The organism is Methanomicrobium antiquum (genome assembly GCF_029633915.1).
GTDB classification, from domain to species: domain Archaea; phylum Halobacteriota; class Methanomicrobia; order Methanomicrobiales; family Methanomicrobiaceae; genus Methanomicrobium; species Methanomicrobium antiquum.
In genome coordinates, this window is sequence record NZ_CP091092.1 from 1,971,699 (window position 1) to 1,986,399 (window position 14,701).

A 14,701-nucleotide genomic window follows, 5' to 3' on the forward strand; every position below is an offset into this window, starting at 1 on the left:
CAGTTGGCTATTTTACTACTTTAAAATCATGAAATGCCCCAGTCATAGAGTAAAATCTTCGTATTTATGGAGTCAAAATTCGAGTGAATGTACTTTTTTGTCTTTCTTTTCCACAAATCAATGGTAACTGTCAAATTCGATAATGATTTTTTTATGAATTTTGTAGATGTATGCTTCATTTCCGGGATTTCAAATCGAATCAGTGAAATAAAAAGCTGTGCAATAAATCCGATGATTAACGCACCATAAATGCTGTTATCTGTCCAGACTCTCAATGGTTTAATTTCAATTTCATTCTTTAAAGAGTGGAATATCTTCTCAATCGAGTCTTTTTTTCGATATGTATTTAGGGCCTCAACAAGTGTCAAATTCTTACTTGATTTCAGACAGAAAAATCCTTCTCTGCCAGTGATTAATTTATCTTCAAGGAGTTTTACAGCTTCATCCTCTGAAATTTGAACAAGTTTTGTCTGGATGGAATAATCAACATCAACAAGCAAATTATTTATACGAAACTTCTTAGGGAGTTTTTTATTTTTTTCAATACATTCCTGAATCGTTTTTGCTTCCTTAATCTGTTTCACAACTTTTCTCGCCCTGGATTCAAGTTGTTCTTTCTGAAGTTTCTTTGAAAAATAGAAGTAATTGATGCTGTTTGGTTTCACAATTTTAATGCCGCGAATGCCGGCTTCATCATCAATAATTTCAGGACTATATTCTTCGAATTTTGCAATTATCTTATCATCACTTTTGTTAAGCTTCTTTCCTGTGATATACTGCAGGTTATCGGAGCGAATCATCTGAGTATTATCAATGCTGTTTGCACCTTTGTCAAATATTACTAGAGAATCTTCTTTTAATCTATCTTTTACCTGAAGATACGTCTTTTTGAAATGTTTCTGATCGTTGAGATTTCCGGGTTCAACAGTCATTCCTATCGGAATATTGATTGGATTAGCCAGTTCAGCCAATCCAATAGTTATCTGTTTTTTGTCAGGTCTGTGATCCCGACTATATCCATATTTACCAAGTTCTGCTTTATTTCCGTGAAGAACTATACTGGTCCAGTCCATGTTGATGTCGGTGAGATCAAAATCATACCTATCAAAGATTCTATCCTGAATATCTGAGATGATTTCTTCTCTGTTTGCTCCGATTGTTTCAAGAAGACGATAAATCGTTCTTTCACTGAAAGAAATCAGGTTAAATATCTGCAAAACCTCTAAGCGATTTATCCATCCATGTGAGCGCTTGATGCTGAAATTATCAGTCAGCTTGTAACTGATAAGCGCGATAAGTAAATCATCGATACTTATTCCTTTTTTCTTATGCTTGCCAAAAATTTCTGAAAAATTAAGTATTTCATATAGTGTTTTGACAAGCAGGATGATGCCAATAGGAAAGGATATATTGTCATTAGGCTCAACTACATAGGTTCTTAGTTTTGTTTGCATGTTTGATCATTTGTAACATCACTAAGAACAGTCTTATTTCTTTTTAATTGGATTTTTGAGCTATTTATTCAAATCATTTGATTGGTACTTTATACGTAAGTGGCAAACTTAGGTTCCAAATTATTTTTTTCTAAAATGTTACCGGGCAGAATTCAATATTCACCTTTAAATCCTGATTCAAAACCAAAAACAAGTTAATCCGGCAGAATAAAATCTCTACTATGCAGGGAGAAATATTTCTTTTACAGGACGATAACAGCCTACTTGAGATGAAAGAGGAAAAATATGTATCCGAAGATCTTTTTCAGTCTCTTCTGGAGGATTATCCCAAACTTATCTCAGGGGCACAAATAAATCCCAACTCACCAAGACGCTGGATTTTAATTAAAAGGGAGATGGGAATTCCTGACAAGGATAACGGGGCGATAAGATGGTCAATTGATCATCTCTTTTTGGATCAGGAAGCAGTGCCGACTCTTGTTGAAGTCAAAAGAAGCACTGATACAAGAGCGAGACGTGAGGTAGTCGCACAGATGCTTGACTATGCAGCCAATTCGATTCAGTTCTGGAAAATTGACGATATTATTGAGTCTTACCGGAATACCTGTTCTGAAAGGAGTCTTGATCCTGATTCTTATCTTGAAAATATTCTAAAAACAGGAATGAGTCTGAATGAATACTGGGATCTTGTGGAAGCCAACTTGAAACAGGGAAAAATTCGGATGCTTTTTGTGGCAGACATAATCCCACCTGAACTTCAGAGAATTGTCGAATTTTTAAATGAACAGATGAACCCTGCCGAAGTTCTGGCAATGGAAATTAAGCAGTACACCGGACATAATCTGAAAACCATGGTCTCAAGGGTTGTCGGAAAGACGATGAAGGCTTCGGATATAAAAGCAGTTCGCCGCGGAAAACCAATAGAATGGGATAAAGAGTCAGTTATCGACCAAATACGTGAGATGGATTTTGAAGAGGCGGCAGAAGTTGCAGAAAGGCTGATCAACTGGTGCGATGAAAAAGGATATACGGTTAAATACGGAAACGGACCAAAAATCGGTTATTTAAATCTTGGTTTTACCTCAGAAGACGGTTCATTTTACAAATTCTTTGAAGTTGAAACAAAATACATCAGAATCGTCTTTAATTATATCAGAAATTACCCGCCATTTGACAATACTGAAAACAGAATGGATTTGATTTCACGTTTTAATAAAATAGAAGGCGTCTCTTTTAAAGAAGATAAGCCGGATACTTATTCAAATTCACAGCTTTCCCTGCTTTCCGGGGAGGAAAATCTAAAACAGTTTTGTCAGATTTATGAATGGATGGTAAATCAGATTGAGAAGAATTTCTCCTCCATTAAAAAATAACTCTTCAATATTTTTTATAAGGGATTTCTCACTAAGTTGATGTAATTTTTCGATATGTTTTTCCAGCTACAAACAATGCACCGAATATTAGTGCGGAAACAATTACAATTTCTATGTAAAGAGAAACAGAATTCATGATAAGAAACCCTTCATCAGTAGAAGAAATTGAGGTTAACAGCTGAAAAACAGGTGATCCTGAATCACCACTGCCACCGAATGCCATTCCAAATCCATATAAGAAACGTCCGGCTATTGCAATCGCGGACACGCAAAAAAGAATTTTTTTGAGATACCGGTCAGGAAAAAATCTCTTCATTATCAAAAAAGATGTCAGAACACCCATTATTTCTATTACCAGATTGATAATAAGCGAAAAATAGCTGAAATACGGTATAATGACACAGAGAAATAATCCAGATACAACCGGTACAGCCGTAGTAAATCTGCTCACAGGAAGCTGTAACTTTTGTAAGGCATCATAAGCCAAAACAGACAGAGCTCCACAGCATACAGCAGGTAAGATTACCAGAAGAACCAAAAAAATAAACATTCCAAAAATGGCACCGGACAGGAATATTACAGATAAGTCCATGTTAAAATACCTGTTAAAAACATAAAAATAAGTGTCTAAACCTTATTCCCCCGGCAACGGCAGCATGTAGTCATGATTTATATCATCTGACGAGTATATTGCATACAAAAGACGGGGTGATTTCATTGCAGACTCTGTTGCCTGAACGGGAATTATATATATACCAAAGCCATCACGATATTCAGACTGGAAATTGACATCAATCATGAAATAACTAAGACCTTCACCTGTGAGACTCCTTGCCTGAGCAATTATCACTCCACCATCTCCATAATTCCTGCTGTCTTCAATTTTGTGGAAATAATAATCAATATTGTTATTGGTCTCATCCCGGGGTTCAGGCAGGTAATAAGTTAAATTAATACTGTATTTTGTGTCATTAATCCGCATCAGAAGAGTTGTGCTGTTGTCCTGTTTAAGCCCGAAATCATCGAACTCAACAAGATCACAGACCATAACATCGGCAGGTATATAGATCTCCCCGTATTTTTCCGTGATGTAATCAGGAACAGGCAGAGAAGTATTGTATCTTGCCTCAATTACATTGTTATAACCGATTATATCGCAGACAATGTCAGAATTATTATGGTTTCCCTGCCCGAAAGCCGGTTTACTGCCATCCGATATTGTATCTCCTATAAAAAAAACTGCGAAAGCAACGATTACAATAACTGTCAATAAAAGACCTGATACCAAAATAATATTTTTTGACTCCATTAATCATTCATCCCAATAAAATTTATATTTCTATGTATATGAATAAAAGTTGAGAGCAGCAGTTATTATTTTTTCTCACTATGTTCTTGAACTGTTCTGAGCATTTTCTTCTTAAACCCGGAAAAGGATTTTTTTTATTTCATTCTGCCTTATAACTGACGGCTACAAACTGTGACCCGCCTGTTTTAAAATTATCAATATCAGGTGTTGAACCTGCAAGTGAGGGATCGTACCTTGTGGCGTTTTCATAGCAGAGGGCAGCTCCCGTTTTATCTCCGGAATTCAGCAGAATAAAACCCTTTGTGTGCCATGAAAGCCCTAATTCAGGGTTTATTTCAAGAGCCTTATTCACACTGTATAAGGCCTCATCATACTGGTTGAAATTATTGTTATAGTACATTGCTCTGATAACCCAAGCCGTTGCATTTCCCGGATCAGATTCTACCATATTATCATAATGCTTAGCGCTTGCATTTGCCTTAGTTGCAAACTCCGCCATTGCCTTTAGATTTTCCTCACTGGAACGACCAGTACAGCCGGAGAAGAAAATAGCCGTAAACACCAGAAATAATAGACAGATTGTTATTAAAAATCGTTTCACATCCAAATTTTTTGTTTAAGCAGGGATAAGTTTTTTGATGATTTTCGGACAGAATTTCTTATGATAATCTTATAAGTCCGGAGGATTTTTGTTGCGGAGGATGCAGTTACGTTTTATGTGGCTGTTAAACCCGAATAATAAATGCCGGAGAAGTCTCACCCAAATTCTTCTTTTTTAGTCTCATGCCTACACAAGGAGCAAGTCCGATTATATCCTGCCAATAATTTTTATATTATAAAGTACAATTTTCATGAAATGCTCTGGACAAATCCGAAATACAAATTCGGATCTGTCCAAAATTTATGATTAATATGATAAAAAGAGAAGCAGAAGAAAAACTAAAGCAGCTTGCAGAGGGCTTTCCTGCAGTATCTGTGACCGGGCCAAGGCAGTCGGGAAAGACTACCCTTGTAAAGGCAGTTTTTCCGGACAAACCCTATGTTTTGCTTGAAGAGCCGGACACAAGAGCATACGCTTTGGAAGATCCAAGAAGTTTTTTGAAGCAGTATGAAAATACCGGTGCAATAATTGATGAGATTCAGCATGTTCCTGAGCTTTTTTCCTATCTCCAGGGAATACTTGACAGTTCATCAGAAAATGGCAGATTCATACTTTCGGGTTCACAGAATTTTCTCCTTTCTGAGAAAATATCCCAGTCTCTTGCAGGAAGGGTTGGAATCTTAAAACTTCTTCCTCTCTCAATGAGTGAGTTAAAAGCAGAAGGCTTTGGTCTGAAAACATACGAGGATTATTTGTTCAACGGATTTTTCCCACGGATTTATGACAGCAAAATAAATGCACAGGACTATTACTCTTCATATGTTCAGACATATATTGAAAGAGACCTGCGAGAGCTTAAACAAATAAAAAACCTCTCCACATTTCAGGATTTCCTGAAGATGTGCGCAAACAGAAACGGCCAGATAATAAATTTTACTTCAATTGGAAATGATTGCGGAATATCAGACAACACTGTGAGGGAATGGATTTCCCTTCTCTGTGCGTCATTCATAATAATCCTGACAAGAGCACATCACAAAAATTTCAACAAACGGCTTACAAAAATGCCCAAACTTTATTTTACAGACCCGGGTCTTGCAGCATATCTTGCCGGAATACAGGACATCGATCAGGTAAAATTCCATCCTATGAAAGGAGGACTCTTTGAATCTCTCATTATCAGTGAAATGTTAAAATACAGGTTCAACAGATCAAAGGAGAACAATCTCTATTACTGGAGAGACAAATCCGGGCATGAGATAGACTGCATTATTGATACAGGAGAAGAGAATCCGGTGCCTGTCGAAATTAAGGCAGGAAGAACAGTAAATGACGATTACTTCAAAAACATCTCGTACTGGAATAATCTTTCAGGCAACGAGCCTGAGAGATCCTTTGTGGTTTACGGCGGTGACAGCCCACAGAACAGAAAGGCGGGAAGAGTTGTTTCATATGATGATTTAAGTCAGGTAATAGAATTTTTGTGATAATCATAGATATATGAAAACACACTCCTCAATTTTTTTGCCTGATAGAGGATAAAGTGATTTGACAGGAAAATAAATGGTGATTAACCAATGCAAAATAATGAAAAGAAGAATCAGTTATCTATCCATGATGAATTGACAGAATTTCTGCTATATACATCCCCTGACGGAGAGGTAAAAGTAGAGGTGTTTTTGCATAATGAAAACATCTGGCTTACTCAAAAGCGGATTTCTGAGTTGTTCGGTGTTGGAATTCCTGCAATATCTAAACATTTAAGCAACATTTTTGAGAGTTGTGAGTTGGTTGAAGATTCAGTTATTTCCATTTTGGAAACAACTGCCGCAGATGGGAAAACCTATAAAACCAGATATTACAACCTCGATGCCATAATATCGGTAGGCTATCGTGTTAATTCATCCAAAGCAACCCGGTTTCGAATATGGGCAACAAAACTGCTTAAAGAATACATGATTAAAGGATTTGTTTTGGATGATAAGCGACTGAAAAATGTGAATAGGTTTTTTACAGAGCCATTTAGATTTCCCATGCAACAGGACAAACCTTATTAGTTTACAAAACATAAGAAAAAATAACGTTTGTAAACTAAAGAGTGGTGATTGTGGTGAATCAGATTGGAGAAAGAATACTTGCCGCCAGAAAAGGAGCAGGACTTAGCCTGAGAGCTTTGGCAGACATTGCAGGGATTTCTCATACTGCCATCTCAAAATATGAAAAAGGAGAGATAACACCTGATTCCGACATGCTCATAAAAATAGCGAATGCTACCGGTAAAAGCATGGATTTCTTTTTCAGGGATATTACCATTGGGTCACTCAAGCCGAATTACCGGTGCAAAAAAAGCCTTGGAAAAAAAACAGAAACTAAAATACACGCAAAAACACTTGACTGGCTGGAAAGATATCTTGAGATAGAGCATATCAGCGATGAAAAAATAGCTGTTATACTGCCGGACAGAAAAGATTGCCATGTGGATTCTCTAAACGATATCGAAAAAGTTGCACTAAGAGTTCGTATGCAATGGAATCTGGGATTAGATCCAATCGATAATTTAATTGACAGTTTTGAGATGCATGGAATTAAAGTAGGCATTATTGATGTCGATACAAAATTTGATGCACTAACATTCCATTATGATGATACTCCGGTTATTGCGGTTGCTAAAAACATTCCTGGCGACAGGCAGAGATTTAATCTGGCTCATGAACTGGGCCATATAATTCTTGATATAAATCCCGGACTGGATGCTGAAAAGGCTGCAAACAGATTTGCAGGAGCATTTCTGATCCCGGAAGAGATGATGAAATATGAGCTCCTCGAAAAGCGAAGAACAATTGATATTAATGAATTATACCGGATAAAACACAAATATGGCATAAGTATGAAGGCCCTGATACACCGTGCAGCCGATCTTGAAATTATTACAGATAATATTGCAGAAAGGCTTTACCGCTTGTTTTCAAAAAATGGCTGGAATAAAAAAGAGCCGGGTAAAGGTTTTCCCAACGAAAGACCGATTCACATGGAGCTTTTAATCCTTCGTGCCCATGCCGAGGAAAAAATCACCAGATCACGTGCAGTTGAACTTTTCGGAGAGCCCCTGACAAACATCCTCAATGAATATAATGAGCCGGAGATGATTAATGGCTGATTCCAAAGAGGTCTGGATAAGCGATACCTGTATCATTATTGATTTATTTAACGCAGGCATCCTTTCTCATCTCTTTAGCCTTAAATATACAATTAAAACAACCGATTTTGTAATCAGTGAATTATTATCAGTCGATAAAAATCTCCTTAAGGATTTTGATGTGGTTGCAACTCCTGCTGAAGAGATTAAAGAAATTTCAACAATTCACAAATCCCTGCAAAGCAAAAACTCAGTAATCGGCACAACCTCTATCTCCAAACCCTTCAAATTCATCAGCTCGCTTCTGCTTTCTGTTATTATATAGCCCCTATTTATCCCGAACTTTTTGCAGGCGGCAATTAAACCATTGATCTCTCTTTGCTGATTGCTATTATTAAGAGAATAGCAGACCTGAAAGGCGCCCTTAATTTCATCCCTCTCCTTTATAATGAAATCACACTCACAGCCACTGTCATTCAGGAAAAATATCTCTTTTCCACGCCTTTTAAGCTCATTAAATACGACATTTTCATAAAGTCTCCCCACATTATCAGAGAACTTAAATGAAACAGCATTCACAAACCCGGTATCAACAGAATAAAACTTATTATCAGACTTAATCTGCTTTTTTAAGGAATAATTGTAATTCCGGATATCAAAAAGCATATAAACCTCTTTTAGCGCATTTACATAACTCTCAACAGTGGCGTAATTAAACCCTAAAGCTTTTGATATACTGTTAATATTATTTTGTTTTGTATCATTTGACAACAGATAATAGGTGAGAGTTTCGAGTTTGGAATAGTCAAAACCATGCCTTCCGACAATATCCTTTATCAGTATTGTATTAAAATATGAAATTAAATCCTCATGTTTAAGCTCCGCTTTCATATTGGCAATCTTTGGAAAACCGCCAAACTCCAGATATTCATTAAACAGCCGGTTAATCTCAATTTTTTGGGAGGTATAATCAGGCAAATCTGTGCAGACTACGCCTTTAAATGAAATATACTCTAAAAAAGTTAGCGGATATATCTCAATGCAAAGGTGCCTGCCGCTCAAGGCCGTTGCTATCTCGCCGGAAAGCATCTTTGATGACGAACCTGTCACATATATTTTTGCCTTATTTAATTCGTGAAGAGTATAAACCCATTTTTCCCACCCGGAAACATTCTGCACCTCATCTAAAAACAGATAAACTTCACCTTCAGGATTTATGTTTTCACGATATACAGTAAAAATTAAAGACAGAAGATCATCATTTTGAGCGTTTGAAAGCCTTAAGTCTTCAAAATTCACATATAACAGACATTTCCTCTCCACAATTTCTGAAAGAGACTCCATCTCCATCTTCAGAAGTGTTGACTTACCACTCCTTCTGATACCTGTAAGTACAATAATCTCACCGGAGTCCCGGAACAACTCTATTTTGCTCTGATATTTTGGCCGCCTGTGATATTCATTGAAATCTTTCTTCCAATAGTTCCAGTCATTGAGAATTTCCATGATCTGACTTTTGGTAAGCATGCCCATGAGAGAGAGATCTGACTTAAAACCATAAAAACTTATAGTCAACTATAACAAAATGCACCAAATTGTTATACCGCACTATAATAAAAATGGGATTTTTGTTATACTCCGGTATAAGTTCCTGACAAACAGATTATATTTAATAATTAATTTCAGTATTGCAACTGGTATTCTGGGGTTCACATAAAGCGTTGAACAATCTCTCTTAGAATTCTCACAAAAACAAAATGTTCTTTAAAGCAAAATCCGCAATCTGATAATAGCAGCCAGAAAAACTGCTGCACAAAATATAAACACTCTTCAGGTAATCACAAACTTTGAAATCGGAAGAATAATCGTTGAAAATGAACAGTCCGGAAAAATAAAGGCTGAATATGGAAAAAATACCCTCATTGAGCTTTCCAAAAATCTGACTGAAGAATTTGGAAGGGGATTTTCAAAGAGCAATCTTGAATACATGCGCAGATTCTTTATAGATTACAAAAATGAATTCGCGGGAATATCCCAGACACTGTCTGGGGAGTCTGTATATTCCAAAAGTCCGACAGCAATTGCCCAGACATTATCTGGGCAATTCATACTGCCAAATCTTAGCTGGTCACACTATGTTTTTCTGATGGGGATAAAGAACAGAGATGAACGCAGCTTCTACGAGATAGAATCCGGGGATAACAACTGGTCGCTTTCAGAATTAAAACGCCAGTTCAACTCCGGCTTATACGAAAGACTTGTTATGAGCAAAGATAAAACCGGAGTTTTAGAGTTATCACAAAACGGCCAGATCGTTCAAAAGCCCGAAGATCTGATTAAAGACCCATTCGTTCTAGAATTTCTTGGACTTGACGAGAAAGAAAGATATTCTGAAAGCGAACTTGAATCCGCAATAATAGACAAATTAGAGCATTTTTTACTTGAACTTGGCAAAGGATTCTTATTTGAAGCACGACAGAAAAGATTTACTTTTGACTCTGAAAATTATTATGTTGACCTTGTTTTTTACAACAGATTACTTAGGTGCTATGTACTAATTGACCTTAAAATAGGCAAATTATCCCATGAAAACCTTGGACAGATGCAGATGTATGTTAATTACTACGACAGGCATGTAAAACTGGACGATGAAAGGCCAACAATAGGAATAATTCTCTGCAAGACCAAAAACGATGCACTCGTAAAACTCACCCTCCCAGAAGACGGAAATGTATACGCATCCCGTTATCAGTTATATCTTCCATCAAAAGAAGAACTTCGGGATAACCTTATAAAATGGTCTGAAGAAAGTAAAAGATAACAAGGATTAAGAGAAACTATACGCAAAAAAAATTATTTCCCTTAGGTTTTGGCCCGATATTTTTTGAGACGGACGATTTCGTCACGTTCCATCTCATCAAGTCTCATCTTAATGAAGTCCTCGTGCCTGTTTGAGTTCAGGAATAACCATAAACTCAAGAGCATTTACACAGGCAGTTTGTGCTTATAGATTCACCCTATCATCTCTTTAAAAGCTCCCTGTTTTTCCACAAAATAATGATCTGTAAGAATAATGCTCCCAGTGCTATCAAAAACAATGGAAAATATGGATCACCAATGAATGGAACATTAAATCCCATGTGAAGACGAGGAATTGTATAATATGTGTAAATTGCAACAAATGCAGTCACAAATGTAAGAAAAGACGAAAGCATAATTGAAAACTTTGAATTTTTACTATCTCCTGCAACCGCTTTTCCAAAAGGAGTCAGTTCATAATATATCCATTTATGTCCATCATCTTTCGCATTAATAAGACCTGCCTCTTCCATTTTCTTAAGATGATAATGCACAGTTGATTCCTGAAGAGAGAGTTCCTTTGAAAGTTCAGAATTGGTTTTTTTCCTGCAAACAAGTAGTTTCAACAGATTAATCCGGGTATCCGATGACAAAGACTCAATTATGTCTTTATTTATGATATATTCAGAATCCCCCATAATATCATAATTGTTTGAAAAGGATAAAATTATAGTGTTTCAAAAAAGTAACATCCCTGAGATACCACCAGAAAAATTAAAAAATGATTCGATGCACTTCTAAGGTTTTTGATATGCTTAAGATAATATAAATTACAGCCTTTAATGGAGGAGTAAAAATCCTTCAAAATTGAGGTATATTTAAATGAAAAAATGGAATATTACATTGAGTTTTCTCTTTGTGGTTTTATTTTGTGCAAATGTCTCAGGTGCAACAGTAGACGATAACGTCTATAATGCCCTTGCTCCATGCTACTCTGAGAATCTTATAGCGTCTTACGGTCCAGTACCGGTATTTGACGGAGATAATAAATTGAAATCAGCAGGAAAATCTACATTATTTACAGACAATGATACTTTTCAAAAAGAATGGTATCAAAAGATGCACCAATTGTATGAAAATACAAAATGTGAAATTGATGAAAAATACTCATATCCAAGAGGACCTGTAATATCTTACGGTACTGATGCTCTTGGATCTGTGATTATAGGAATTTACGAGAAAGAAGAAACAGATAGTGCTTTTAGAGAGAAAATATATTCAACAATTAAATCAGAAGCAGACTTATTAGGCATTGATGATTTACCTGTTATCTTTTTCATTGCACCCATGCCTGAATTACAATCATCACGAACAGATAATTGGCGACCTATTATTGGTGGAATCCAAGGTGGATCCGATATCGGACCCTGTTCAATAGGATTTGCAGCAACAAGAAATGGACAGAACGGATTTGTAACAACCGGCCATATTGGTGACACAGGAGCAACAGTATATCAACCAAATTTCAAAACCCGGTGGGCACAATCACAGTCTCTTCAGGAGGGGCAACATCTGATTCATCATTTATCCAGTACAGCAATGTTGCAGCTAAAATCTTTGAAAGTTCTGTGAGTCAGCCCTCTGTTTATTCTTACTCAGATCCCTGGAATAATCTCTGGGTAATCAAATCAGGAATAAGTACAGGAACAACATCAGGACAGGTCATTGCTGAAACATCTCTTTGAATAGTTATTTTGGTGTAACACTTTATAACCAATGGTATGCAAGTTATTCCAGTGCTGAAGGAGACAGCGGAGGACCAATATATTATAAAGATACCAATCACAAGATTCGTATTTCGGGAATTCATTGGGCAAAAGGAAGTTACTCCTGTTTTTCACCCATTACCAGTGTTATGAATGACCTGGGCATTTCAGTTAAAACATAGAATTGAGTGATAAACTAAAATTAAACCTTTTTTGATATTATTTAAACAAAAAAAATTATTTGGCCTGGGTTTTGGCCCGGATCTTTTTGAGACGGACGATTTCGTCACGTTCCATCTCATCAAGTCTCATCTTAATGAAGTCACGTGCCTGCTTAAGTTCAGGAATAACCTTAAACTCAAGAGCATTTACACGGCGTTTTGTTGATTCAATCTCATCCAAAAGACGTTTCATGGTTGTCTCAATCTCAGCGGCCTCAATGATTGCCTCAACAAGCTCCTCAAAACTTGTTGCAGTCTCATCAATAACAGCAGATGATCCTAAAACACCATATCCTCGTTCGGTCAGAGTCTTTCGAACAGAAGAAGACTCGATATCAGGAACAACAACGCCCATGATATTCTTCTCCTTTAAGGTGATCTGCGGGTTTTCCTTAACGGCCATCGCCGCTCCCTTAACCCTGATTGAACCCTCAACCGTGTTTGCAACCGCAATCATCGCAGTTGCACGGTCATAGCCCTCGACAAGAGCACCGCGGCTCTTTTTTGCGTCTTCGAGCACCTTGAAAAATTCAAGGATAAGTCCGTCGCGCTTCATCTTGAGGATGTTGTACCCGCGTTCGGAGAGCTTAATCTTCTTTTTAAGATCGATTAACTCCGAACGTGTTGGTTTTACATCTTTAAGCGCCATATACCCAGATCACTCCTTCTTTCTGTATTTCGGGTGATACTTCTGAATAAGTTCCCTGTCAATACGTGTAAGCTGTTCTTCAGGTAGGCTTGACAAAAGCTCCCAGCCAAGGTTGAGTGAATCAGCAATAGAGCGATCCTCATCATGACCCTGACGGACAAACCTGTCCTCAAACATATCTGCAAATTCAAGGAAACGCTGATCACGCTCTGATAATGCATCTTTTCCAACAATTGCAACAAGACCGCGAAGATCCACACCTTCTGCATATCCTGCATACATCTGATCAGAGACCTTCTTATGATCGTCACGCGTCTTTCCAGGTCCTATACCGAGGTTCATTAAACGTGAGAGTGAAGGCATGACGTTAATCGGCGGGTAAATACCCTTTCTGTGAAGATCACGGTTAACCACAATCTGTCCTTCTGTGATGTATCCGGACAGGTCAGGAATCGGGTGTGTAATATCATCACCAGGCATTGTCAGAATTGACAGCTGTGTAACTGAACCCTTCTTGCCCTTGATGATACCTGCACGCTCATAGATTGATGCAAGATCGGTATACATGTAACCAGGGTATCCACGTCTTCCAGGTACTTCCTCACGGGCAGCACCAATCTGACGGAGAGCCTCACAGTAGTTTGTCATATCTGTTAAGATAACAAGAACATGGTATCCAAGCTCAAATGCAAGGTACTCTGCTGTTGTAAGTGCAAGACGCGGTGTGATGATACGCTCAACAGCCGGGTCATCAGCTAAGTTTAAGAACACAACAGCGTGCTCAAGAGCACCTGTACGCTCGAAGTCAGCCATGAACTGGTTTTCTTCCTCTTTTGTGATACCCATAGCAGCGAACACAACAGCAAACTCCTCAGGTGATCCCGGAACCTTTGCCTGACGTGCAATCTGAAGAGCAATCTCATTGTGCGGCAGACCTGCACCGGAGAAGATAGGAAGCTTCTGACCACGTACAAGTGTGTTTGTCGCATCGATTGTTGAGATACCAGTCTGGATAAATTCAGAAGGTGACGCACGTGCATACGGGTTTATAGCCGCACCGTTTATGTCAAGCCTCTTTTCCGGAACAATCTCTGGACCACCGTCTTTTGGTGTACCTGCACCGGACATGATACGTCCAAGCATATCCTTTCCAACAGGCATCTTGATAGTCTCACCTGTGAAGCGGACACCTGCATCCTTTCCGACACCGGCTGTGGTCTCAAAGACCTGAACACAGACAATATCATCTGATGTATCAAGAACCTGACCACGTTTTACCCTGCCATCAGACTGAACAATGTTTACAAGCTCATTGTATCCGACAGGCTCTGTCTTCTCGACAAAAACGAGAGGTCCCTGAATCTTTGTAATTGTACGATATTCCTTCACCGTA

15 protein-coding genes and 1 pseudogene are annotated in these 14,701 nt (G+C 37.8%); 7 read left to right on the top strand and 9 right to left on the bottom strand.

Features of this window, described 5'->3' with window-relative positions:
- Positions 1–26 precede the first annotated feature (26 nt).
- Positions 27–1,454 (bottom strand): IS1634 family transposase, encoded by a 1,428-nt coding sequence (locus L1994_RS09710; protein ID WP_278098696.1) that lies wholly within the window; start codon positions 1,452–1,454, stop codon positions 27–29.
- A 221-nt stretch (positions 1,455–1,675) separates the two neighbouring features.
- Between L1994_RS09710 and L1994_RS09715 the strand changes: the two genes are divergently transcribed.
- Positions 1,676–2,827: a hypothetical protein gene (locus L1994_RS09715; protein WP_278099244.1), complete on the top strand. Its 1,152-nt coding sequence runs from the start codon at positions 1,676–1,678 to the stop codon at positions 2,825–2,827.
- Positions 2,828–2,858: 31 nt separating this feature from the next.
- On the opposite strand, the gene L1994_RS09720 is transcribed toward L1994_RS09715, so the two are convergent.
- From L1994_RS09720 to L1994_RS09730, 3 genes are all read right to left on the bottom strand, one after another.
- The gene (locus L1994_RS09720) at positions 2,859–3,419 is read right to left on the bottom strand and encodes a hypothetical protein (RefSeq protein WP_278099245.1); all 561 of its coding nucleotides are present in this window, start codon (positions 3,417–3,419) and stop codon (positions 2,859–2,861) included.
- 42 nt (positions 3,420–3,461) lie between these two features.
- A complete protein-coding gene (locus tag L1994_RS09725) occupies positions 3,462–4,136 on the bottom strand; it encodes a hypothetical protein (protein ID WP_278099246.1) in 675 nt (224 codons plus the stop codon).
- Between the two features lie 139 nt (positions 4,137–4,275).
- Complete coding sequence (locus L1994_RS09730) at positions 4,276–4,698, bottom strand: tetratricopeptide repeat protein (protein WP_278099247.1); 423 nt, start codon at positions 4,696–4,698, stop codon at positions 4,276–4,278.
- A gap of 350 nt (positions 4,699–5,048) precedes the next feature.
- Here L1994_RS09730 and L1994_RS09735 point away from each other — a divergent pair, with 350 nt between their 5' ends.
- From L1994_RS09735 to L1994_RS09750, 4 genes are all read left to right on the top strand, one after another.
- The gene (locus tag L1994_RS09735; RefSeq protein WP_278099248.1) at positions 5,049–6,224 is read left to right on the top strand and encodes an ATP-binding protein; all 1,176 of its coding nucleotides are present in this window, start codon (positions 5,049–5,051) and stop codon (positions 6,222–6,224) included.
- A 90-nt stretch (positions 6,225–6,314) separates the two neighbouring features.
- On the top strand, positions 6,315–6,794 hold the full coding sequence (locus L1994_RS09740) for a virulence RhuM family protein (RefSeq protein WP_278099249.1): 480 nt from the start codon (positions 6,315–6,317) through the stop codon (positions 6,792–6,794).
- Positions 6,795–6,847: 53 nt separating this feature from the next.
- A complete protein-coding gene (locus L1994_RS09745) occupies positions 6,848–7,894 on the top strand; it encodes a helix-turn-helix domain-containing protein (RefSeq protein WP_278099250.1) in 1,047 nt (348 codons plus the stop codon).
- Positions 7,887–8,198, top strand: coding sequence for a PIN domain-containing protein (locus L1994_RS09750; RefSeq protein WP_278099251.1), 312 nt, complete (start codon positions 7,887–7,889; stop codon positions 8,196–8,198). The genes L1994_RS09745 and L1994_RS09750 overlap by 8 nt, the downstream gene beginning before the upstream one ends.
- Here the strand turns inward: L1994_RS09750 and L1994_RS09755 are convergent.
- Complete coding sequence (locus L1994_RS09755) at positions 8,099–9,448, bottom strand: ATP-binding protein (RefSeq protein WP_278099252.1); 1,350 nt, start codon at positions 9,446–9,448, stop codon at positions 8,099–8,101. The genes L1994_RS09750 and L1994_RS09755 overlap by 100 nt on opposite strands.
- Before the next feature lie 211 nt (positions 9,449–9,659).
- On the opposite strand from L1994_RS09755, the gene L1994_RS09760 reads away from it, so the two are divergent.
- Positions 9,660–10,694: a PDDEXK nuclease domain-containing protein gene (locus L1994_RS09760; RefSeq protein WP_479686809.1), complete on the top strand. Its 1,035-nt coding sequence runs from the start codon at positions 9,660–9,662 to the stop codon at positions 10,692–10,694.
- Between the two features lie 41 nt (positions 10,695–10,735).
- Here L1994_RS09760 and L1994_RS09765 read toward each other — a convergent pair.
- Both L1994_RS09765 and L1994_RS09770 read right to left on the bottom strand, forming a co-directional pair.
- Positions 10,736–10,862, bottom strand: a pseudogene (locus L1994_RS09765) (V-type ATP synthase subunit D); the annotation flags it as partial.
- A 31-nt stretch (positions 10,863–10,893) separates the two neighbouring features.
- Positions 10,894–11,370, bottom strand: a complete 477-nt coding sequence (locus L1994_RS09770) for an ArsR/SmtB family transcription factor (protein WP_278099253.1) — start codon at positions 11,368–11,370, stop codon at positions 10,894–10,896.
- 184 nt (positions 11,371–11,554) lie between these two features.
- Here L1994_RS09770 and L1994_RS09775 point away from each other — a divergent pair, with 184 nt between their 5' ends.
- Positions 11,555–12,304, top strand: a complete 750-nt coding sequence (locus L1994_RS09775; RefSeq protein WP_278099254.1) for a chymotrypsin family serine protease — start codon at positions 11,555–11,557, stop codon at positions 12,302–12,304.
- 371 nt (positions 12,305–12,675) lie between these two features.
- On the opposite strand, the gene L1994_RS09780 is transcribed toward L1994_RS09775, so the two are convergent.
- A complete protein-coding gene (locus L1994_RS09780; RefSeq protein WP_278099255.1) occupies positions 12,676–13,308 on the bottom strand; it encodes a V-type ATP synthase subunit D in 633 nt (210 codons plus the stop codon).
- A gap of 9 nt (positions 13,309–13,317) precedes the next feature.
- Positions 13,318–14,697 (bottom strand): V-type ATP synthase subunit B, encoded by a 1,380-nt coding sequence (locus tag L1994_RS09785; RefSeq protein ID WP_278099256.1) that lies wholly within the window; start codon positions 14,695–14,697, stop codon positions 13,318–13,320.
- Between the last annotated feature and the right edge of the window lie 4 nt (positions 14,698–14,701).

Coding starts and splice junctions, on each gene's coding strand:
- L1994_RS09715 (WP_278099244.1), top strand. CDS start 1,676: ATGCAGGGAGAAATATTTCTTTTACAGGACGATAACAGCCTACTTGAG.
- L1994_RS09710 (WP_278098696.1), bottom strand. CDS start 1,454: ATGCAAACAAAACTAAGAACCTATGTAGTTGAGCCTAATGACAATATA.
- L1994_RS09750 (WP_278099251.1), top strand. CDS start 7,887: ATGGCTGATTCCAAAGAGGTCTGGATAAGCGATACCTGTATCATTATT.
- L1994_RS09720 (WP_278099245.1), bottom strand. CDS start 3,419: ATGGACTTATCTGTAATATTCCTGTCCGGTGCCATTTTTGGAATGTTT.
- L1994_RS09770 (WP_278099253.1), bottom strand. CDS start 11,370: ATGGGGGATTCTGAATATATCATAAATAAAGACATAATTGAGTCTTTG.
- L1994_RS09725 (WP_278099246.1), bottom strand. CDS start 4,136: ATGGAGTCAAAAAATATTATTTTGGTATCAGGTCTTTTATTGACAGTT.
- L1994_RS09780 (WP_278099255.1), bottom strand. CDS start 13,308: ATGGCGCTTAAAGATGTAAAACCAACACGTTCGGAGTTAATCGATCTT.
- L1994_RS09740 (WP_278099249.1), top strand. CDS start 6,315: ATGCAAAATAATGAAAAGAAGAATCAGTTATCTATCCATGATGAATTG.
- L1994_RS09735 (WP_278099248.1), top strand. CDS start 5,049: ATGATAAAAAGAGAAGCAGAAGAAAAACTAAAGCAGCTTGCAGAGGGC.
- L1994_RS09775 (WP_278099254.1), top strand. CDS start 11,555: ATGAAAAAATGGAATATTACATTGAGTTTTCTCTTTGTGGTTTTATTT.